Here is a 19,788-nt window from a genome sequence, read left to right on the forward strand (position 1 = left end):
TATCGCCCTGGATCAGTGCGATGCCGACAGCGCCGCACCGGCCTCGGCGTGGCGGAGCTTCAGGCTCAGCACGGCGATGCCGGCGCCGACCAGCGGCACGGCCAGCGCCAGGAAGAAGCCCTGCGGGCCGCCCCAGGCCAGAAAGCTCCCACCGATGGCGGAACCCAGGATCGCGCCCGCCCGCCCCATGCCTATGGCCCAGCCCGTGGCCGTGGCACGCAGCGCCGTCGGGTAGGCGCCGACGATCAAGTAGTTCAGCGCGATCTGCTGGCCTCCGACGCCAAAGCCGGCCACACCCACCAAAGCGAACACCAGCGCCCAGTTCTGGCCCGCCAGGCCCAGGCCCAACGCAACCGCGATGCCGGTCGCGAACATCGCAAGCAGCAGGCGACGCGTATTGACGCGCGGCAGCAGGAACGACAGCGGGATGGCGCAGACGATGAAAACCGCATTGACGATCACGGTGCCCAGCGGCGCGTCGGCCGCCGGCAGGCCTGCGGCCTTGAGCACGGTGGGTAGCCACGACAGCAGCATGAACCACGCCACCCAGTTCAGCAGGTAGATGGCCCAGATCGCCAGGGTCTTGCCCGCATTACCGTCGCTGAACAGCGCGCGCACGCTGGCACGCGCCACCGCGGATTCGGGCACCGTGAAATGCACGCCCGCCGGCAACGGGCGGCTGACAATCTTCGCCAGCACCTGGGCGATGTAGCGTTGCCCCGGGGCATCGCCGCGGGTGGCGCTGAAGTACAGCGATTCCGGCAGCAGCAGCGCAATGAGGGCCAGCATCGCCAGCGGCGCCGCGCCGCCGACGATGAAGATGCCCTCCCACCCGATCAACGGCAGCATGCGCGCAGCCAGCAGGCCGCCCAGCATCGCGCCGGCAGGCAGGCCCAACAGCACGCCGGTCATGATGGCGCCGCGGTGGCGGGCCGGCCCGTACTCGGCGGCCAGCGCCAGCAGCACGGGCGTGCAGCCGCCCATACCCAGCCCCGCGATGAAGCGCAGCACCAGGATGTGGGCGGTGTCGGTGGACCAGGCAGTGGCCAGCGTCGCGCAGCCAAAGATCGCCAGGCACAGCATGATGGTCGGGCGGCGCCCGATGCGGTCGCCCACCATGCCCAGCGTCATGGCGCCGATGGTCATGCCGACGATGCCGGCTGTGAGTATGGGTGCCAGCGAGCCGGCCGGCAGGCCAAAGGCGCTCAGGATCGCCGGACCGGTGAACGCGATGGCCTGCGTATCGAAGCCGTCGAACAGCGCAATGACGAAGCACAGCGCCAGCACCCGCCACTGGAAGGCACCCAGCCGCTCGTTATCGATCAAGGACGGAATCGCCCATTGGGCAGCGGAATTCATCGTTCGGTCTCCCGGTCAATCCAGATGGATGTTGCGTTCCTTGATGAGCCGGCCCCAGCGGTCCTGCTCCTTGCCCAGGTGCGCGGCAAGCTCCTGCGGCGTGGAGCCGATGGGCTCGGCCCCCACGCTGGCGAGCTTCTTCAGGGTATCGGGCTGCTTCATCGCGCCGTTGAGCACCTGGTTGAGCCTCGCCACCACGGCGGCCGGCGTGCCCGCCGGCGCAAACACCGCAAACCAGGGCGAGACCTCGTAGCCGGAAACGCCAGCCTCGGCGATGGTGGGTACATCGGGCAGTGCGGACGAGCGCCTGGCCGTGGTCACGCCCAGGGCGCGCAGCTTGCCCGACTGGATGTGCGGCCGCGCCGAGGTGATGCTGTCGAACATCAGGTCGACCTGGCCGCCGAGCATGTCGGTCACCGCCGGGCCGCTGCCCTTGTAGGGCACGTGCAGCAGATGCAGGCCGGCCAGGGACGCGAACATTTCGCCCGCCAGATGGATCGACGTGCCGTTGCCGGCAGAGGCATACGTGAGCTTGCCGGGCTCGCGCCGGGCATGGGCCAGCACATCCTTGACGGACTTGTCGGCGCTCTTGGCCGCGTTCACCACCAGCACATTGGGCACGACGGTCAGCAGGCTGACGGGGGCGAAGTCCTTCACCGGGTCGTAGCTCAGTTTCGAGTACAGAGCCTGGTTGGTCGCCATGCCTATCGATGTGATCAGGATGGTGTAGCCATCGGCCGGCTGCTTGGCCACATAGTCCGCGCCGATGTTGCCGCCGGCGCCGGGGCGGTTCTCGATCACGAAGGGCTGGCCCAGCTCGCGCGCAGCCTGCTCGCCCAAGGTGCGGGCAATGGCATCCATGGCGCCGCCGGGTGGGAAGGGCACCACCCACTTGATGGGCCTGCCGGGCCAGTTCGCCTCGGGCTGGGCCATGGCCGCGCCGGGCAGCACCAGGGCCGAAACAAGGATGGCAAGGGTTCGCCGGGTCAGGGTCATGGGGTTCTCCGCAACAGGTCTATCGGATGGACGATGGGTGCTTGGCCAGCGGCGTCACCGTGATCTTCATGAACGGGAACAGCGGCAGCTTGCTCAGCGTGTCGTGCAGTTCGTCATTGCTTTCCACGTCGAACACGCTGTAGTTCGCATACTCGCCCACCACGCGCCACAGGTGCGGCCATGTGCCGGCATGCTGCAGGGCCTGCGAATAGGCTTTTTCCTCCGCCTTGATGCGCGCGGCCTCTTCGGCCGGTACGGTGGAGGGGATATCGACAATCATGTGGACCAGATACAGCATGGGGTTTCCTTTCGGGATGAAGAATGCGGGGCGGATCAGTGCGCAGGGACGCCGGACAGGAAATCCAGAACGGCTTGCTCGAATGCCTGCGGCGCTTCCAGGTTCGAGAGATGGGACGCCGGCACCACGGCCAGTTGCGATCCCGGGATGCCGGCTTGCATCGCCTCGGCATCGGCCACCGTGGTGACCGGGTCCGAGGCCCCGGCCAGCAGCAGCGTGGGAGTGGCGATGCGACCCAGGCCGCTACGCAGGTCCGAGGCCGCCAGCGCATCGCAGCAGGCCGCATAGCCTTCGGGGGCCAGGCGGGCCAGGCCGTCCAGCACACGCTGCACGGCTGCGGGCTGCGCCTGGATGAAGCCTTCGGTGAACCAGCGGCCCGGCGCGGATGCAGCCAGCGCCTGCATGCCGGCCGCGCCACCTTTGCGCACCATGGCTGCGCGCTCGCGCCAGGCCGACTCCGAGCCTATCCTGGCAGCGCTGTTGCAGACCGCGATGGCGTTGAAGCGCGAGCCCGCGTGGATGCCCAGCCACAGCCCGGTGTGGCCGCCCATCGATATGCCGCAGAACGCGGCCTGCTCGATCTCCAGCGCATCGAGCACCGCCAGCACATCCCGGCCGAGGTCGTCAAAGCTGTACGGTCCCTCAGTGACCGGGCTGCCGCCATGGCCGCGCGTGTCGTAGCGGACCAGGCGGTAGGCCTTGGACAACATCTCCACCTGCGGGTCCCACATCTCCAACGTGGTGCCCAGCGAGTTGCTCAGGATCAGCGCCGGTGCGCGGGCATCGCCGTCGACCGTGACTCGGAACGCGCCTCGCCGCGTTGCCAAGGCAGTTGCTGGATGGCTCATGGGGCTTTCTCCTGGTCAGGCCTGGCTGGATGCGACGGGCTGCGCGATGGCGGCCGCCGGTGCGCTGGCATCGCCAGGATTGCGGCGGTACCACAGGATGAAGCAGCCCATGGCCAGGGCCGCCACCAGGCCGGGTACCGCGAAGGCCAGGAAGTTCATCTGCAGCGGCAGCGCCGCGGCCATCAGCGAGCCGCCCAGCAGCGGCCCCACGATGGCGCCGGTGCGGCCCACGCCGGAGGCCCAGCCCAGGCCGGTGGAGCGCATGGCCAGCGGGTAGAACTGCGCCGTATTGGCATACAGCAGGATCTGGGTGCCGATGGTGGTCGCGCCGGCCAGGATGATGAGCAGGTACAGCACGGGCATGGGGCTGTTGAAGCCCAGCGCGGCAATCGATACCGTGCCCACGGCGAAGAAGGCCACCACCACTTTCGGCAGGCTGAAGCGGTCGCCCAGCCAGCCGCCGGCAATCGCCCCGGCCATGCCGCCGAAGTTCAGCGCCAGCAGGAAGGACAGACTCGACCCCAGGCTGTAGCCGGCATTGGCCATCAGCTTGGGCAGCCAGGAGCCCAGCGCATACACCATCAGCAGGCAGCAGAAGAACGCCACCCAGATCATGAAGGTGCCCATGGAGCGGCCGTCCTTGACCAGGTCGAACATCGGCACGCCGGCCCCCTTGCCGTCGGCCACGACCAGCCGGGTATCGGTGTCGATGCGCGCAGCGGGATCGACGCGCGCCAGCATGGCGCGGGCCTGGTCCTCGCGCCCCTGGCGCAGCAGGAAGCCCACGGACTCCGGCAACTTCCACAGGATGATCGGCAGCAGCACCAGCGGCACCGCGGCGGAGAAGAACATCGCCTGCCAGCCGAAGCGCGGCAGCATGTAGATGCCGAGGCCGGCCGACAGCACCCCGCCCAGCGAATAGCCGCTGAACATCACCGCCACCAGCGTGCTGCGCAGGCGCTTGGGGGCGTACTCGTTCATCAGCGCCACCGCGTTCGGCATCAGGCCGCCGCAGCCCAGGCCGGCGATGAAGCGGTAGATGCCGAACTCGGTCGGCGACTTGGCGAAGCCGTTGAGGAAGGTCGCCCCGGTGAACAGCAGAAAGCAGATGGCTATGCCCTTCTTGCGGCCCACGCGGTCGGCCAGCGGGCCGAAGATGAAGGCGCCGAACATCATCCCGAACAGCGCATAGCTGCCCAGCGCGCCGGCCTGCACCGGCGAAAGATTCCATTCGCGCATCAGCACCGGCAGGACCACACCGTAGATGAAGAGGTCGTAGCCGTCGAAGATCAATAGCAGTGCGCACAGCCACACCACCATCCAGTGGAACCGCGTGAAGCGGGCGTTGTCGATGATCTGGTTCACTTCCAGCGTTTTCATGGCTGTCTCCTGTTTCTGTTTTCTGTCCGTTGCATGACCTGCCTCAGCCCAGGTCTCCGCCGGCGACCGGCAGTACCGTGCCCGTGATGTAGCTCGCCTCGTCCGACGCCAGGAACAGGATCGGGGCGATCTGCTCGTCCAGGCTGCCGTAGCGCTTGAAGAAGGTGGATTCGGTGACCTGCTGCACGGCCTCGTTCATCCAGGCCTTTTCCTGCTCGGTGTCGCCGGCAGCATTGCGCGGAACGCGCCGGGGCGGCGCACTGGTTCCGCCGGGCGCGGTCGCGGCGACGCGGATGTGGTGCTGCGCGTACTCCATCGCGAGCGACTGCGTCAGCGCATTGACACCGCCCTTGGCCGCCGAGTACGGAACGCGGTGGATGCCGCGCGTCGCATTCGACGACACATTGACGATGGTGCCGCCGCCGCGCGCCAGCAGGTGCGGCAGCACCGCGTGGCAGGCATACAGCGTGGGCATCAGCGAACGGCGGATCTCCGCGTCGATCTGCTGCGGCTCGAATTCGGCAAACGGCCGCATGCGGATAGCGCCGCCGACGCCGTTGATCAGGATGTCGATGCCGCCGAAGGTCTGTGCGGCAAATGCCATCGCCGCCTGCGCGCCTTCGTAGGTCTCGAGATCGGCCACGAATCCCGCCGCGCTCGCACCGCCTTCTGCTGCCACTTCGGTAACGAAGTCGGCCCGGTCGACCAGCACCACCTTGCCACCCTCTGCAGCCGCGCCCAGCGCCACGCCCCGGCCAATACCCTGCGCCGCGCCGGTAACGACGACGACCTTGCCTTCGAATCGCTTGCTCATGTTCTTCCCCCTGCTCATGCCGCCGGCTGGTTCGGCGTGAACTTCTCGTAGTGGAAGCTCGCCGGTGCGATGCCTTCGGCCTTGAAGTGCTTCTGCACCGCCTCCACCATGGGCGGCGGGCCGCACAGGTAGACATCCACGTTGCCGCCATGCAGCGCCTGCGCCGGCATGTGGTTGGTGACATAGCCCTGGCGCTCGTGCGCGGTCTGCGGATCGGCCACGCAGGTGGTGAAGGTGAAGCCGGGAATCCGCAGCGCGTAGTCCTGCAGCCGCTCCACCAGCACCAGGTCCTGGTCGCGCGTCACGCCGTAGATCATGTGCACCGGCTGCGCCGTGCCCTCGCGCGCCAGCACTTCCAGCATCGACAGGAAGGGCGCGAGGCCCGTGCCGCCGGCGAGGAACAGCAGCGGACGCGCCACCGCCCGCAGGTAGAAGCTGCCCAGCGGCCCCGTCATCTGCAGCTGCTCGCCGCTGCCGGCGCCCTGCAGCCAGGTGCTCATCAGTCCGCCGGGCACGTGCTTGATGAGGAAAGTCACGCGGCGCTCGCCCGGCGCGGAGCTGAACGAGTAGGAGCGGTGCTGGCCGCTGCCCGGCACGGTGATGTTGACGTACTGCCCGGGCAGGAAGGCCGGCGCGTTCTCCGGGATGTCTAGCACCAATTCGTAGGCCGCGTCGCTGAACGGCGCCACCTCGGTGACCGAGGCGCCGAACTGGGCGGTACCGGTCTTGCAGGCCGTCGATGGCACGGGCACGGCGATCACGCAGTCGGACTTGGGCACCATCTGGCAGGTCAGCACCAGGCCCTGCCCGGCCTCATCCTCCGTCAGCGCATCCTCGATGTAGTCGTCACCCAGGTCATAGGCGCCGCTTTCGGCCTTGCACTTGCAGGTGCCGCAAACGCCGTCGGAGCAGTCCATGGGCAGGTTGATGCGGTTACGGAAAGCCGCATCCAGCACCTTCTCGGTGGCGCCGCAGTCCACGAAGCGGGTGACCCCGTCCTCGAAGTTCAGGGCTATGCGATAGCTGTTCATGATGGTCTCCTTGGGCGTCAGATGTGATAGACATCAATGACCTGGCGGATGTAGTCGTTCTTCAGAACGATCTTCTTGCGCGCAATCTGGAAGCCCCCGTCCACCTTGCGCAACGTGGCGAACACCGTGCCGAAGAAGTGATCGGTCTGCTTGTAGCGGTGGCTGAGCGTGTGGAAGTTGTAGCGGATGTCGACCGCGTCGCTGCGCTCTGCCAGCACTTCCACGTTGGTGAGCATGTGGTTGGTGCGCGGCTCGGGCATCGAGGCGCTGGAACGCTCCGTCTTGATGCGGAAGACCCGGTCCTCCAGGCCATTGCGGTTCGGGTAATAGATCAGCGAGATCTGGCTGTGCGGGTCGTCGGTGAGCTGGTCGTCGTCGTCCCAGGCCGGCATCCAGTATTCGGCATCGGGGGCGTACAGCTCCAGCCAGGGTTCCCACTCGCGGTCGTCCAGATGGCGTGCCTCGCGGTAGAGGAAGGCGCAGATGGCGCCGTGGTCGGCTTGGGTATTGGTGCTCATGGCTGGGCTCCTTCAAGTTCCTGTTGCACGGCCCGGCGCATGGTCTTGGCCCAGTAGTCGTGCTGGCACACGAACAGGCCCTCGTCCTCGCTGCGCTCGCCGCTCAGCAAGGGCTTCATGCCCATCTTTCTGGCGTTCTCGTCGGGGCCTTCGATCCACAGCGGTGCGCCGCGGCTCATGTCGTTCCAGCGCACCGCGCTGCCCGCGTAGCCCGCCTGGCAGGCGCGGAACTCCTCCAGATCATCCGCCGTGCCCATGCCGGAGACGTTGAAGAAATCCTCGTACTGGCGGATGCGGATGGCACGGTCCTCGGCGCTCTCGCCCTTGGGGCCGAAGCAGAAGATGCTGATCTCGGTCTGGTTCACGCTCAGGGGCCGGGCGACGCGGATCTGCGTGCCGAACTGGTCCATCAGGAACACGTTGGGATAGAGGCAGAGGTTGCGGGTCTGGCTGACGATGAAGTCCGCGCGGTCCTGGCCCACACGCTGGGCGAGCTCCTCGCGCTGGTTCCAGATCGGACGCACCTCGGGGTTCAGCGTCTTGGTCCACAGCAGGATGTGGCCGTTCTCGAAGCCGTAGACGCCGGCCACCGATTTGCTCCAGTTGTTGGCATCGGTGGCCTTGGTGCCTTCCTCGTGGCGGCGGCCCATGGTGGCCGCGTAGTTCCAGTGCACGGAGCTGACGTGGTAGCCATCGCAGCCGTTTTCCATTTGCATCTTCCAGTTGCCGTCGTAGATGTAGCTGGAGTTGCCGCGCAGCACTTCGAGGCCGTTGGGTGCCTGGTCCACGATCTGGTCGATGATGACCCGGGTCTCGCCCAGGTACTCCTCCAGCGGCTGCACGTCGGCATCGAGGCTGCCGAACAGGAAGCCGCGGTAGTTCTGGAAGCGCGCAACCTTGGTCAGGTCGTGCGAGCCGTTCTTGTTGAAGGAGACCGGGTACTCGGTGGTCTTCTCGTCCTTGACCTTGAGCAGCTTGCCGGTGTTGTTGAAGGACCAGCCGTGGAACGGGCAGGTGAAGCTACCCTTGTTGCCGTGCTTGCGGCGGCACAGCATGGCCCCCTTGTGCGCACAGGCATTGATCACGGCGTGCAGCTCACCCTGCTTGTCGCGGGTGATGATGATCGGCTGGCGGCCGATCGAGGTGGTGTAGTAGTCGTTGTTGTTCGGGATCTGGCTCTCGTGCGCCAGGTAGACCCAGTTCGATTCGAAGAGGTACTTCATCTCCAGTTCGAACAGCTCGGGGTTGGTGAAGATGTCGCGGCGGCAGCGGAAGATGCCGGCTTCCTTGTCATCTTGCAAGGCTGTTTCCAGCAGCTTCTCGACATCGCCGAACTTGTCGGCAGAGGCAGTCGTTTTCATGGTGGGGTCTCCTTGGGGTGCAGCTCTCCCCCGCAACGCGTGCCGCGCTGCGCCAGGGAAAAATCGGAAGGGCTGGAGCTGCGGTGCGCCCGGCACCGCAGCCGCCATGCATCAGGCCGCCAGGCGCGGACGCTCGACGATCTGGTTGTCGACACCGTCCACCAGCTCGCTGAGCTTGATGTCGAATACGATCTCCGCGAACGGGCCGTTCAGGCCGTTGGCCTGGATGCTGGCCGCGTCGCTGCGCTCCACCAGCGGCGGCACCAGGCCTTCGCGGGTGGCGTAGGCAAAGTCGTCGTAGACCAGCGGGTCGCCATCGATGTTGATCTGCGTGGTCAGCTTGCGGTGGCCATCGGCCGTGACGAAGAAGTGGATGTGCGCGGGGCGGTTGCCATGGCGGCCCAGCTGGTTGAGCAGCGCCTGCGTGGGGCCTGCCGGCGGGCATCCGTAGCCCACGGGCACGATGCTTTGGAACTTGTAGCGGCCTTGCGCGTCGGCAATGATGGTGCGGCGCATGTTGAAGGGCTTCTGCTCGCCGGTGGGATCAAAGTGGGAATAGAAGCCCTTGGTGTTGGCATGCCAAACCTCGACCTGCGCACCGGGAACCGGCTGGCCATCCGCACCGTAGACCGTGCCATGCATGATGAGCGTGTGGCCGGCCGTGTCGCTGCCGTCGTCCAGCCGGGCAAAGCCCTGCGCCACCGGTGCACCCGAGACATACAGCGGCCCTTCGATGGTGCGCGGCGTGCCGTTTGTGACGCCCAGCGCCTCGTCCTCGGCGTCCATGCGCATGTCGAAGTACCGGTCCAGGCCCAGGCCGGGCGACAGCAGGCCCGCCTCGCTGCTGGCGCCGAGCCGGTTCAGGTAGGCCACGCCGGCCCAGTATTCGTCCGAGGTGATGTCCAGGTCCTCGATGGCCTTGAACAGGTCGGACAGGATGCGATGGATGATCTGCTTGGCGCGCGGGTTGCCGCCGCTCTGGTCCAGGCCACTGGCCAGGCGCAGGAAGTCCTGCACTTCGGAGGTGTTGAAGATCTTGGCAGCCATGGTGTGTCTCCTTGGGAATCGTGGGGATGGAAATGAATGGGGATGGAAAGTCGGTCAGCCGGCCGACGCCGCGGCGCTTGCCCGCTTCCTGTCGCGGCGGAAAAACTGGACGCGCTCCTCGTCCAGCGCAATGCCCAGGCCCGGCGTGGTCGGCACCGCCAGCTGGAAGTCCCGGTACTGCAGCGGCTGCACCAGGATCTCCTCGGTCAGCAGCAGGGGGCCGAACAGCTCGGTGCCCCACTGCAGGTCGCGGAAGGTCGCAAAGGCGTGGGCCGCGGCAATCGTGCCCACCGCACCTTCCAGCATGGTTCCGCCATAGAGTTCGATGCCGGCGGCGTCGGCAATCGCCGCCACCTGCTGCGCGGCCTGCAGGCCGCCGGACTGCTCGGTCTTGATGGCGAAAACATCGGCACCGGCCACCCGGGCCAGCGCAAAGGCCGAGGCCGGTCCGGTCAGCGACTCGTCGGCCATCACCGCGATCGGGAAGCGGCCCTTGAGGCGCGCCAGCGCGTCGGCCGAGGCCACCGGCTGCTCCACCAGTTCGCAGCCGGCATCTGCCAGCGCGGCCAGGCCGTGCTGTGCCTCCAGCTCGCTCCAGGCCATGTTCACATCGACCCGGACCGCACCGCGCTCGCCCAGCGCCCGCTTGATGGCGGCGACATGCGCCACGTCGTCGGCAACGGCGCGGCGGCCGATCTTGAGCTTGAAGATGTTGTGGCGGCGCTGCGCCAGCATGCGCTCGGCCTCGTCGATGTCCTTGGCGGTGTCGCCCGATGCCAGCGTCCAGGCCACCGGCAGGCAGTCGCGCACCCGGCCGCCCAGCAACTGCGACACCGGCAGCCCCGTGCGATGGCCCAGCGCATCGAACAGCGCCGTCTCCACCGCGCACTTGGCGAAGCGGTTGTCCTTGATAGCCTTGTTCAGCCGGGCCATGAGGGCCGGCACCTGGCTGGCGTCCGCGCCGACCAGCAGCGGCGCGAAATAGGTGTCGATGGCCAGCTTCATGCCTTCGGGCGACTCCGCACCGTAGGCCAGGCCACCGATCGTCGTGGCTTCGCCGATGCCGACGGTGCCGTCCGAGCAGTGCAGGCGCACCAGCATCAGGGTCTGGCCGTTCATCGTCGCCATGGACAGCTGGTGCGGACGGATCGTCGGCAGGTCCAGCAGGAAGGTTTCCACCCGCTCGACGACGGCCGATGCGGCGAAGGTTTGGAGGCGTTGGGTGTGTTGCATGGGATCGATTGAACAACGGGAGCCCCGCATCGATCCAACACCAAATTGGTCTAATTCAATACCTTAAAGATATACTTTCAAAGTAGCTCCATAAAAATCAAGGAACTACATACCATTCATCCCATATGGCTATGGTTTACCCTGATGGATATCCGACAGCTCAAATACTTCGTCGCCGTGGCCGATGCGCGCAACTTCACGCGGGCTTCGGAACAGCTCCACATCGCCCAGCCGCCGCTCAGCCGCCAGATCCAGCTGCTGGAAGAGGAGCTGGGTGTGCAGCTGCTGCTGCGCAACAGCCGGCCGCTGCGCCTGACCGAGGCGGGGCGCACGTTCTACGAGCAGGCGCTGCAGATCATCAACCGGCTGGACCAGTTGAAAACCGCCACCCGGCAGATCGGCCTGAACCAGCGCCAGACCCTGTCGATCGGCTTCGTCGCCTCCACGCTCTATGGCGGCCTGCCCATGCTGGTGCGCAAGCTGCGCCAGCACTACCCGGACCTGGACATCCAGCTGGTGGAGCTCACGTCGACGCAGCAGTTCATGGCGCTGAAATCGGGACGCATCGACGTGGGCTTCGGGCGCATCCGCAGCAACGACGCCACGGTGGCCCGCACGGTGCTGCGCGAAGAGCGCCTGGTGCTGGCCATTCCGCCCGGCTTCCCGCTGGCCGCCGACGCCAGCCACATCGGCCTCAAGGCGCTCCAGGACCAGAAGCTCATCGTCTACCCGAAGGAACCGCGCCCGAGCTTTGCCGACCATGTGCTGAGCCTGCTGAACGACCAGGGCATCCGCCCGTCCGAGGTGCATGAGGTGCGCGAGATCCAGACCGCGCTGGGCCTGGTGGCCGCGGAGTCCGGGCTGTGCCTGATCCCGGCGTCCGCACGCCTGCGCAGCGACCTGCACTACCGCCTGATCGACGACCCGCGCGCCACTTCGCCCATCATCTTCACCCACCGCCTGAACGACAACGCCTGGTACATAGCCGCCATCAAACAGCTGGTAGCCGACATGTATGCCGAGAACCCGGCCTGGCTGGACGTGGAGCACAACTTCTTTCCCAACGCCAACCTGCCCAAGGCCAGGACCGCGCGCGAGCCGCGCAGCAGAAAGAAGGGCGACGGGGCGGCGCCTCAGTAGCAGTCCAGCTCGCGCGACAGCGCCTGGAGCTTCTGCACCGCCTCGTCCGCCGCCAGCTGCGCCATGCCGTCGATCGTGTGGTCGCCACCCACGTCCGCATAGCCCATGGACCAGCCGGGAAAGCGCCGCCCGGCGTCTATCCCGCGCTCGAAATGCAGCGGCGTGAAATCGGTGTGCCGGGGATCGGCCTCCAGCTTCTCGACCAGGACCTGCATCGCGGACGCCGGACCTTCGATGTACTGGCAGAAGCGCTCGCCGTCGAAGACCAGCAGGCCGGTGATGCCATGCGCACCGTTGAATTCCCGCGCCGTCTTGACGATGGTGCCCACGCAGGCCGCACCCGCCCCGGGCGCCAGCACGCTGCAATACATGAAGCACATCTGCTGGTGCATGGCCGCAATACCTCCTCTGGATGACCGCCGCATCATAGGGCATGGCCATCTCCCCGGAAGGGGCCAGGCCGCAGAAGGATTGCGCGTCCTTATTTATTGCATATACAATCATTGTAGATACAATAATCAACCATGACCGCATCCACCAAGCCGCAAGGCTGCACCAACTTCAAGCTGCGCCAGCTCACGCGCGTGGTGTCGCGCCACTACGACGCCTACATCGCCGACAGCGGGCTCAAGACCTCGCAGTACTCGCTGCTGTCGAATGTCGCCGCGCACGGCCCCATCCGTCCCGTCGACCTAGCGGCGCGCATGCGCATGGACGCCTCTACGCTCACACGCAACCTCAAGCCCCTGATCGCCGAAGGCTGGGTGGCCATGGGCGAAGGCGCCGATGCCCGCAGCCGGCTGCTGACACTCACCGAGGCTGGCCAGGCCAAGCGCGAAGAAGCCCGCACGCTCTGGCGCAAGGCCCAGTTGGCGCTGAACGACCGGCTCGGCGTGGAGCGTGTGCTCGCGCTGCACACGCTGATCGACGAGGCCCTGGCCGTGCTCGGCGACGAATAGCCTTCCCTTTCCCGGAGAACCCCCATGCCCCTCACCCGCACCGCCACCTGGCTGCAAGGCCGCGGCATCCACTATGGCTGGCTGGTCGCCGGCATCACCTTTCTCACCATGCTCACCATGGCCGCCGCGCTGGGCCTGCCCGGCGCGATGATCCAGCCGCTGGGCAAGGAGTTCGGCTGGACCACGGAGCAGATCTCGTCGGCATTGGCGCTGCGCTTCGCGCTGTTCGGACTGATGGGGCCGTTCGCCGCGGTGCTGATGGAGCGCTTCGGCCTGCGCCCGGTGGTCGTCGCCGGGCTGGCGCTGGTGGGCGGGGCCATGGCCCTGGTCACCCTGGCCGACCAGCTGTGGCAGCTGTTCTGGCTGTGGAGCCTGATGCTGGGCATGGGCACGGGCCTGACGGCGATGGTGCTGGGCGCCGTGGTGGCCAACCGCTGGTTCCACGCCCGCCGCGGCCTGGTCATCGGCCTGCTGACCGCCAGCTCGGCCACGGGGCAGCTCGCCTTCCTGCCGCTGGCGGCGTGGATCATCGAGCAGTGGGGCTGGCGCGCGGCGGTGGCGCCCATCGTCGCGATGGCGCTGCTCGTGGGCCTGCTGGCGCTGGCTTTCCTGCGCGACCGCCCGGCCGACGTGGGCCTGCGTCCCTATGGTGAAACGGCGGACAACGCGCCGCCCCCGGCGCCCGCGCTGCGGCTGGACTTCGCCACGCCGTTCCGCGTGCTGCGCGAGGCCGCCGGCAACCGCACCTTCTGGGTCCTCGCGGGCAGCTTCTTCATCTGCGGGCTGAGCACCAACGGCCTGGTGCAGACGCACTTCATCTCGCTGTGCGGCGACAACGGCCTGGGCCCGGTGCCGGCGGCCTCGGTGCTGGCCACCATGGGCGCCTTCGACTTCGTGGGCACGGTGCTGTCCGGCTGGCTGTCGGACCGCTACGACAACCGCAAGCTGCTGTTCTGGTACTACGGGCTGCGCGGCCTGTCGCTGTTCTGGCTGCCGCACTCGGGCTTCACGCTGGTCGGGCTGGGCATCTTCGCGATGTTCTACGGCCTGGACTGGATCGCCACCGTGCCGCCCACGGTCAAGCTCGCCGGCGCCGCCTTCGGGCCACAGAAGGCCGGCATGGTCTTCGGCTGGGTCTTCGCCGCGCACCAGCTCGGCGCGGCCGTGGCCGCCTGGGGCGGCGGCCTGTCGCGCACGCTGCTGCTGACCTACACCCCGGCGCTGTACGTGGCCGGCGGCGCGTGCCTGCTGGCGGCGCTGCTGGTGCTGCAGGCCCGGCAGCCCACGGCGCCTGCCCGCCCGGCCATGGCACACGCCTGACGCAGCCCCCAACTCCCGCCCCCCGCTTCCTCCTGAGGTCCACCATGCCTGCCTCCGCCCCCACCGCCCTCGATCCGCGCACGCAGCGCCTGCTCGAAGCCCCCATCGTCCCCACGCTGCTGCGGCTGGCGGTGCCGAACATCGTGGTCATGGTGGCACAGGCCGCCATCGGCCTGATCGAGACCTACTTCGTCGGCAAGCTGGGCACCGACGCGCTGGCCGGCATGGCGCTGGTCTTTCCGCTGGTGATGCTGATGCAGATGACCTCGTCCGGCGCCATGGGCGGCGGCATGGCCTCGGCCATCGCGCGGGCGCTGGGCGCACGGCGGCACGAAGACGCGCAGGCGCTGGTCTGGCAGTCGCTCGCCATCGCGCTGGGCTTCGGCCTGGCATCCACCGCCGCGATGTGGCTGGGCGGACGCTGGCTCTACGAGCGCATGGGCGGCAGCGGCGCGGCGCTGGAGGCAGCGCTGGTGTACTCGCACTGGGTGTTCGGCGGCGCGGTGCTGGTGTGGCTGTTCAACGCGCTCGCCGCCATGGTGCGCGGCACCGGCAACATGGCGCTGCCGGCCAAGGTGATGGTCGTGGGCGTGGTGGCCGTGGTGCCGCTGTCGCCGCTGCTGATCTTCGGCGGCGGGCCGGTGCCGGCGCTGGGCATTGCCGGCGGCGCACTGGCGCTGCTGCTGTACTACCTGGGCGGCAGCATCGCTATGCTGCTGTACCTGCGCTCGCCCGCGAGCCTGCTGCGCCCGCGCTGGGCTGAGGCACAGCTGCGCTGGCCGCTGATGCGCGACATCCTGCGCGTGGGCCTGCTGGGCGCCATCTCCACCGCCGCCACCAACCTGAGCATTGGCATCGCCACCGCGCTGGCCGGGCGCTGGGGCGCCGGCGCCATCGCGGGCTACGGCACGGCCGCACGGCTGGAGTACCTGATGGTGCCGCTGGTCTTCGGCCTGGGCGCGCCACTGCTGGCCATGGTGGGCACCTGCATGGGCGCCGGCCGCCCTGAGCGCGCGCTGCGCGCCGCCTGGGCCGGCGCGGCGCTGGCCTTCGGGCTCACCAGCGCCATGGGCATCACCGCCGCGCTGTTCCCCGAGGCCTGGCTGCGGCTGTTCGGCAGCGACCCGGCCATGCTTGAGGCCGGCAGCCTCTACCTGCGCACGGTGGGTCCGTGGTATGGCTTCTTCGGCCTGGGGCTGGTGCTGTACTTTGCCTCGCAGGGCGCGGGCCGGCTGCTGTGGCCGGTGCTGGCGAACGTGCTGCGCCTGGCGGTGGCCGGCGCCGGCGGCTGGCTGGCCCTGCAGGGCGGCGGCGCGCTGGTGCAGGTGTTCGCCGCGCAGGCGGCGGCGCTGGTGGTCTACGGCAGTGTCATCGCCGTCACCATCGCGGGCGGCGCCTGGTTCGGCCGTCCCGGCTGGCCGCGCCACCCGGCGGCGCTGGCGCGCCAGTGGGCCAAGGGCTGAGGCCTACGCGGCCTCGCCGGCCGGGGCCTGCCGGATCATGCCGCGCTCCAGCAGCAGCGCAATCTGCTGCTCCGACAGCCCCGCCTCGCCCAGCACCTGCAGCGTGCTCTGGCCTATCTCTTGCGGCGGCAGGCGGTAGCTGGCCGGCGTGCGGCTGAGCTTGATCGGCGAGGCCACCGAGCGGAAGCCCTCCACCTCGGCAACCATGCCGCGGTGCGCCGTGTGCGGGTGGCTCAGCGCCTCGACCACGTTGTGGATCACACCGCAGGGCACGCCGACCGAAACCAGCTTCTCGAACAGCGCCTGCGCATCGAAGCGGCTGAAGGCCTGCTGCAGATCCTGCTTGAGTTCGAAACGGTGCACCGCACGCTGGGCATTGGTCGCATAGCGCTCGTCCGTGGCCAGCTGCGGGTGGCCCACGGCTTCGCACAAGCGCTGGAACTGGCCGTTGTTGCCCACGGCCAGGTAGATCGGCTCGGTGGCGGTGGCGTAGGTGTCGTAGGGCGCGATGTTGGGATGGCCGTTGCCCGAGCGCTGCGGCGCCCGCCCGGTGAACAGCGTGTTGATGGAATGCGGGTACAGCGAGAAGATCGCACTGTCGAACAGCGCCGACTCCACCGACTGGCCCCGGCCGCTGCGCTCGCGCTCGTGCAGCGCCATCAGGATGCCGATGACGGCGTTGAGCCCGGTGGTCACGTCCACGATGGGCACGCCCATGCGCGTGGCCACGCCTTCGGGGTCGCCGTTGATGCTCATCAGGCCGCTGAGCGCCTGCACCGCTGCATCGTAGCCCGGCAACCCGCCCAGCGGGCCGGTGGCACCGAAGCCCGTCACGCGGCAGTGGATCAGGCGCGGAAAGCGCTCGCGCAGCACCTCGTCGTAGCCCATGCCCCAGCGCTCCAGCGTGCCGACCTTGAAGTTCTCGATCAGCACGTCGGCGTCCTGCAGCAGGCGCAGCACCACGTCACGCCCCTCGGGCTCGGACACATCGACGCACACGGTGCGCTTGTTGCGGTTGATGCCGGCAAAGTATGAGGCCATGCCCGCATCGTCGAACGGCGGCCCCCAGGTACGGGTCTCGTCGCCCGCCGGGCCCTCGATCTTGACCACATCCGCCCCGTGGTCGCCCAGGATCTGCGCGCACAGCGGCCCGCCCAGCACCCGCGACAGGTCCACCACCTTCAAACCATCCAATGACGCCATGACGGCCTCCCCTTCCTATGCCAGATCCAGTGCGGCCAGCTCGCCGGCCGCATTCCACTGCGCGGGCCGCTTTTCCTTCGCGGCGCTCACACCCTCCATCGCCTCCGAGCGCATCTGGCGGGCGAACAGCTCGGCTGCCTCGTCCAGGTAGCCCTGCAGCGCGCCGCTGGACTGCAGCGGCGCCACGGGCAGCCGGCCCAGCATGCGCTTGGTGCAGGCCGAGGCCTGCGGCGCGGTGGCCACGACAGACTCCAGCACCTGCCGCGCCAGCGCGCTCAATGCCTCGGGCGTTTCGGCCACATAGTCGAGCAGACCGATGCGGTAGGCCTCGGTCGCGTCGATGCGCCGCCCCGTCAGCACCAGCCGCCGGGCCGCCGGCAGCCCCAGGCGCGCCGCGACGAAGGGCAGGATCTGCCCCGGCACCAGGCCGATCGCGGCCTCGGGAAAGCCGAACTTGGCCTCGGGCGAGCCGATGGCGATGTCCACCGCGCAGGCCAGGCCCGCGCCGCCGCCCATGGCCGCGCCCTGGATGCAGGCCAGGGTCACCTGCGGCACGCTCACCAGCTGCGTCAGGAACTCGCCATAGCGGCGGTTGCCGGCGGCGATCGGGTCGCGCCCATCGGGCCCAGCCGTGGCCGCCAGCCTGTCGCCCAGGTTGCCCAGGTTGCCCCCGGCACTGAAGGCCGGCCCCGCCGCCGTGAGCACAATGGCACGCACGCCGCTCTGGCTGGAGGCCTGGTCCACCGCCATGGACAGCGCCTGCACCATGTCGGCCCCCAGTGGGTTGCGGGCATCGCCGCGGTTCAGGTGGATACGCGCCACCGGCCCCACGCGGGAGGTGAGCACCCAGGCTTCGCTGTCCTTGCCGTCTGCACTGTCTCTTGCTTGCATAGCCAACCTCTTTCGTTACCTACAATCCTTGGAATGAGCATGCGCAACCTCGACATCGGCCTGCTGCGCACCTTTGTGGCGGTGGCGGAGCGCGAGAGCTTCACCAACGCCGCCGAGAAGGTCTACCGCACGCAGGCGGCGGTCTCGCAGCAGATGCAGAAGCTCGAAGCCGTGCTGGGCTGCGCGCTGTTCGAGCGCGTAGGCCGGCGCAAGAAGCTGACGGTGGAAGGCGTGCGGCTGCTGGAATACGCGCGCCGCATGGTCGGCCTCAACGACGAGGCCTACCGCGTCATCACCCAGCAGGCGGCCACCCAGCCGGTGAAGATCGGCGCCTGCGCCGACGCAGTCGACACCCTGCTGCCCGCCTACCTCGAGATCTGCGCCCAGAACTTTCCCACCCTGAGCATCGACATCCAGGTCGGCCGCAGCCGCTGGCTGGCGTCGGCGCTGCGCAAGGGCGACATCGACCTGATGCTGGACATCGCCCCGCACCCCGAGTTCGCGCACACGGTGCTGCGCACCTCGCCGGTGGCCTGGATCGCCGGCGCCCGCTACCACCCGCAGGCCGGCGCCTCGGTGCCGCTGATCCTGATGGAGGCCGCCTGCCCCTTCCGCAGCAGCATGGTGCAGGCGCTGACCGAGGCCGGCATCCCCTGGCACGCGGCCTTCGAGACCTCGACCCTGGCCGGCGTGCGCGCAGCGCTGCGCGCGGGGCTGGGCGTCACCGCCCGCGCCGTCGAGATGCTGGCCCCCGACCTGCGCGTGCTCGACCCGCAGGCCCGGCTGCCGGCGCTGCCGCCGATCAGCTTCTGCCTGTACTGGCGCGCCGATGCCAGCCATGAAAGCGCGATGAAGGTCCGCCACCTGATTGCTCCACACTGACGCCATCAGGGCTGCTGCATGCCGGCGTCGATGATGATCCGGCCCCAGTCCTTGGTGTCGCGCGCCTGCAGGTGCAGCAGGTGCTCGGGCGCCACCGGCGTGGGCACCAGGCCCTTCTTGACCAGGAAGTCCTGGCCCGCCGGCGCCTCCAGCGCCTCGCCCACCCAGCGCGACAGCGCGGCCGACACCGGCTGCGGCGTAGTGGCCTTCGCGCTCCAGATGGCGATCCAGGAGCTGACGTCGAAGCCCGCGTAGCCCAGCTCGGCCACGGTGGGCACCTCGGGCAGGCCGTCGATGCGCTGCGCGCTCGACAGGGCCAGCGCCCGCACCGTGCCGGCCTTGATCTGCGGCAGCGCCGTCAGCATGTCGCAGAAGTAGTAGTCGAACTGGCCGCCGATCAGGTCCGTCATGGCTTGCGCGCTGCTCTTGTAGGGCACGTTCACCGCATTGATCTTGGTGAGCTGCTTGAAGCGTTCTCCCGCGATGCGGCCGCCCACGTTGGCGCTGGCGAACGACACGGTCTGCCCGTCCTTGCGGGCCCAGGCCAGGAAGTCGGCGGCCGAGGCCTGGGCGATGCGCTTGGGGCTGACTAGCATCGCATACGGCGTGGTGGCCATGGTGGCCAGCGGCGTGAAGTCCTTGTCCGGGTCGTAGGCCAGCTTCTTGTAGATCGTGGCGTTGGCCGCATGGGTGGACGAGCCCGACACCAGCAGGTTGTAGGCATCCGTGGGCGCGCGCACCACGAATTCGGCGGCGATGTTGCCGTCCGCGCCGGGCCGATTCTCGACGATCACCGGCTTGCCGCCGCGTTGGGCGATGGCATCGCCCACATAACGCGCAATCGCGTCCGATGCACCGCCCGCCGCATAGGCCACGACGATGCGCACCTGCTTGTCGAGCTTGAAATCGGCGCCGCTCCCGCCCTGGGCCAGCGCGGGCAGGCCCGCCGCCATGCCCAGCCCCAGGGCGCCGGCGCTGCGCAACAGTTCGCGGCGTGACAGCCGGGATTCGTGGTTCCTTGTCTGCATGGTCTGTCTCCTTGGTG

General features: G+C 68.5%; 20 protein-coding genes. 5 read left to right on the forward strand and 15 right to left on the reverse strand.

Going from position 1 to position 19,788, the window contains the following annotated elements; translation table 11 throughout:
* Window positions 1-12: 12 nt before the first annotated feature.
* The 11 genes from ACYVKR_RS00730 to ACYVKR_RS00780 all read right to left on the reverse strand — a co-directional run bounded on the left by ACYVKR_RS00730 (window position 13) and on the right by ACYVKR_RS00780 (window position 10,885).
* Window positions 13-1,359 carry an MFS transporter gene (locus ACYVKR_RS00730; protein ID WP_460478790.1) on the reverse strand — a complete coding sequence of 449 codons (1,347 nt, stop codon included), beginning with the start codon at window positions 1,357-1,359 and terminating at the stop codon, window positions 13-15.
* A 15-nt stretch (window positions 1,360-1,374) separates the two neighbouring features.
* Window positions 1,375-2,355, reverse strand: coding sequence for a Bug family tripartite tricarboxylate transporter substrate binding protein (locus ACYVKR_RS00735; protein WP_460478791.1), 981 nt, complete (start codon window positions 2,353-2,355; stop codon window positions 1,375-1,377).
* 19 nt (window positions 2,356-2,374) lie between these two features.
* Complete coding sequence (gene catC, locus ACYVKR_RS00740; RefSeq protein ID WP_460478792.1) at window positions 2,375-2,653, reverse strand: muconolactone Delta-isomerase; 279 nt, start codon at window positions 2,651-2,653, stop codon at window positions 2,375-2,377.
* Window positions 2,654-2,688: 35 nt separating this feature from the next.
* Complete coding sequence (gene pcaD / locus ACYVKR_RS00745; RefSeq protein WP_460478793.1) at window positions 2,689-3,501, reverse strand: alpha/beta hydrolase; 813 nt, start codon at window positions 3,499-3,501, stop codon at window positions 2,689-2,691.
* Window positions 3,502-3,516: 15 nt separating this feature from the next.
* Window positions 3,517-4,881 (reverse strand): MFS transporter, encoded by a 1,365-nt coding sequence (locus ACYVKR_RS00750; RefSeq protein ID WP_460478794.1) that lies wholly within the window; start codon window positions 4,879-4,881, stop codon window positions 3,517-3,519.
* Window positions 4,882-4,924: 43 nt separating this feature from the next.
* Window positions 4,925-5,695 (reverse strand): benzoate diol dehydrogenase BenD, encoded by a 771-nt coding sequence (benD, locus tag ACYVKR_RS00755; protein ID WP_460478795.1) that lies wholly within the window; start codon window positions 5,693-5,695, stop codon window positions 4,925-4,927.
* Window positions 5,696-5,709: 14 nt separating this feature from the next.
* Window positions 5,710-6,726, reverse strand: a complete 1,017-nt coding sequence (benC, locus tag ACYVKR_RS00760; RefSeq protein WP_460478796.1) for a benzoate 1,2-dioxygenase electron transfer component BenC — start codon at window positions 6,724-6,726, stop codon at window positions 5,710-5,712.
* A gap of 17 nt (window positions 6,727-6,743) precedes the next feature.
* The gene (gene benB, locus ACYVKR_RS00765; RefSeq protein WP_460478797.1) at window positions 6,744-7,244 is read right to left on the reverse strand and encodes a nuclear transport factor 2 family protein; all 501 of its coding nucleotides are present in this window, start codon (window positions 7,242-7,244) and stop codon (window positions 6,744-6,746) included.
* Window positions 7,241-8,605 (reverse strand): Rieske 2Fe-2S domain-containing protein, encoded by a 1,365-nt coding sequence (locus tag ACYVKR_RS00770; protein WP_460478798.1) that lies wholly within the window; start codon window positions 8,603-8,605, stop codon window positions 7,241-7,243. Before ACYVKR_RS00770 ends, benB begins: the two co-directional genes overlap by 4 nt.
* 111 nt (window positions 8,606-8,716) lie before the next feature.
* Complete coding sequence (catA, locus tag ACYVKR_RS00775) at window positions 8,717-9,652, reverse strand: catechol 1,2-dioxygenase (RefSeq protein WP_460478799.1); 936 nt, start codon at window positions 9,650-9,652, stop codon at window positions 8,717-8,719.
* Window positions 9,653-9,706: 54 nt separating this feature from the next.
* A complete protein-coding gene (locus tag ACYVKR_RS00780; protein ID WP_460478800.1) occupies window positions 9,707-10,885 on the reverse strand; it encodes a muconate/chloromuconate family cycloisomerase in 1,179 nt (392 codons plus the stop codon).
* 144 nt (window positions 10,886-11,029) lie between these two features.
* Between ACYVKR_RS00780 and ACYVKR_RS00785 the strand changes: the two genes are divergently transcribed.
* Complete coding sequence (locus ACYVKR_RS00785) at window positions 11,030-12,025, forward strand: LysR substrate-binding domain-containing protein (protein ID WP_460478801.1); 996 nt, start codon at window positions 11,030-11,032, stop codon at window positions 12,023-12,025.
* Here the strand turns inward: ACYVKR_RS00785 and ACYVKR_RS00790 are convergent.
* Window positions 12,019-12,417 (reverse strand): BLUF domain-containing protein, encoded by a 399-nt coding sequence (locus ACYVKR_RS00790; protein WP_460478802.1) that lies wholly within the window; start codon window positions 12,415-12,417, stop codon window positions 12,019-12,021. The two genes, ACYVKR_RS00785 and ACYVKR_RS00790, sit on opposite strands and share 7 nt — an antisense overlap.
* A 132-nt stretch (window positions 12,418-12,549) precedes the next feature.
* On the opposite strand from ACYVKR_RS00790, the gene ACYVKR_RS00795 reads away from it, so the two are divergent.
* Genes ACYVKR_RS00795 through ACYVKR_RS00805 form a run of 3 tightly spaced genes read left to right on the forward strand, consistent with a single transcriptional unit; the run spans window position 12,550 to window position 15,767 of the window.
* A complete protein-coding gene (locus tag ACYVKR_RS00795) occupies window positions 12,550-12,984 on the forward strand; it encodes a MarR family winged helix-turn-helix transcriptional regulator (RefSeq protein ID WP_460478803.1) in 435 nt (144 codons plus the stop codon).
* 24 nt (window positions 12,985-13,008) lie between these two features.
* Window positions 13,009-14,304 (forward strand): MFS transporter, encoded by a 1,296-nt coding sequence (locus ACYVKR_RS00800; protein WP_460478804.1) that lies wholly within the window; start codon window positions 13,009-13,011, stop codon window positions 14,302-14,304.
* A gap of 44 nt (window positions 14,305-14,348) precedes the next feature.
* Window positions 14,349-15,767 (forward strand): MATE family efflux transporter, encoded by a 1,419-nt coding sequence (locus ACYVKR_RS00805; protein WP_460478805.1) that lies wholly within the window; start codon window positions 14,349-14,351, stop codon window positions 15,765-15,767.
* 3 nt (window positions 15,768-15,770) lie between these two features.
* On the opposite strand, the gene ACYVKR_RS00810 is transcribed toward ACYVKR_RS00805, so the two are convergent.
* Both ACYVKR_RS00810 and ACYVKR_RS00815 read right to left on the reverse strand, forming a co-directional pair.
* The gene (locus ACYVKR_RS00810; RefSeq protein WP_460478806.1) at window positions 15,771-16,970 is read right to left on the reverse strand and encodes a CaiB/BaiF CoA transferase family protein; all 1,200 of its coding nucleotides are present in this window, start codon (window positions 16,968-16,970) and stop codon (window positions 15,771-15,773) included.
* 15 nt (window positions 16,971-16,985) lie between these two features.
* A complete protein-coding gene (locus ACYVKR_RS00815; RefSeq protein ID WP_460478807.1) occupies window positions 16,986-17,861 on the reverse strand; it encodes an enoyl-CoA hydratase/isomerase family protein in 876 nt (291 codons plus the stop codon).
* A gap of 33 nt (window positions 17,862-17,894) precedes the next feature.
* On the opposite strand from ACYVKR_RS00815, the gene ACYVKR_RS00820 reads away from it, so the two are divergent.
* Window positions 17,895-18,743, forward strand: coding sequence for a LysR substrate-binding domain-containing protein (locus ACYVKR_RS00820; protein ID WP_460478808.1), 849 nt, complete (start codon window positions 17,895-17,897; stop codon window positions 18,741-18,743).
* 5 nt (window positions 18,744-18,748) lie between these two features.
* Here ACYVKR_RS00820 and ACYVKR_RS00825 read toward each other — a convergent pair whose 3' ends face one another.
* Window positions 18,749-19,771 carry a Bug family tripartite tricarboxylate transporter substrate binding protein gene (locus tag ACYVKR_RS00825; RefSeq protein ID WP_460478809.1) on the reverse strand — a complete coding sequence of 341 codons (1,023 nt, stop codon included), beginning with the start codon at window positions 19,769-19,771 and terminating at the stop codon, window positions 18,749-18,751.
* Between the last annotated feature and the right edge of the window lie 17 nt (window positions 19,772-19,788).

This window comes from Comamonas humi, from assembly GCF_054782535.1.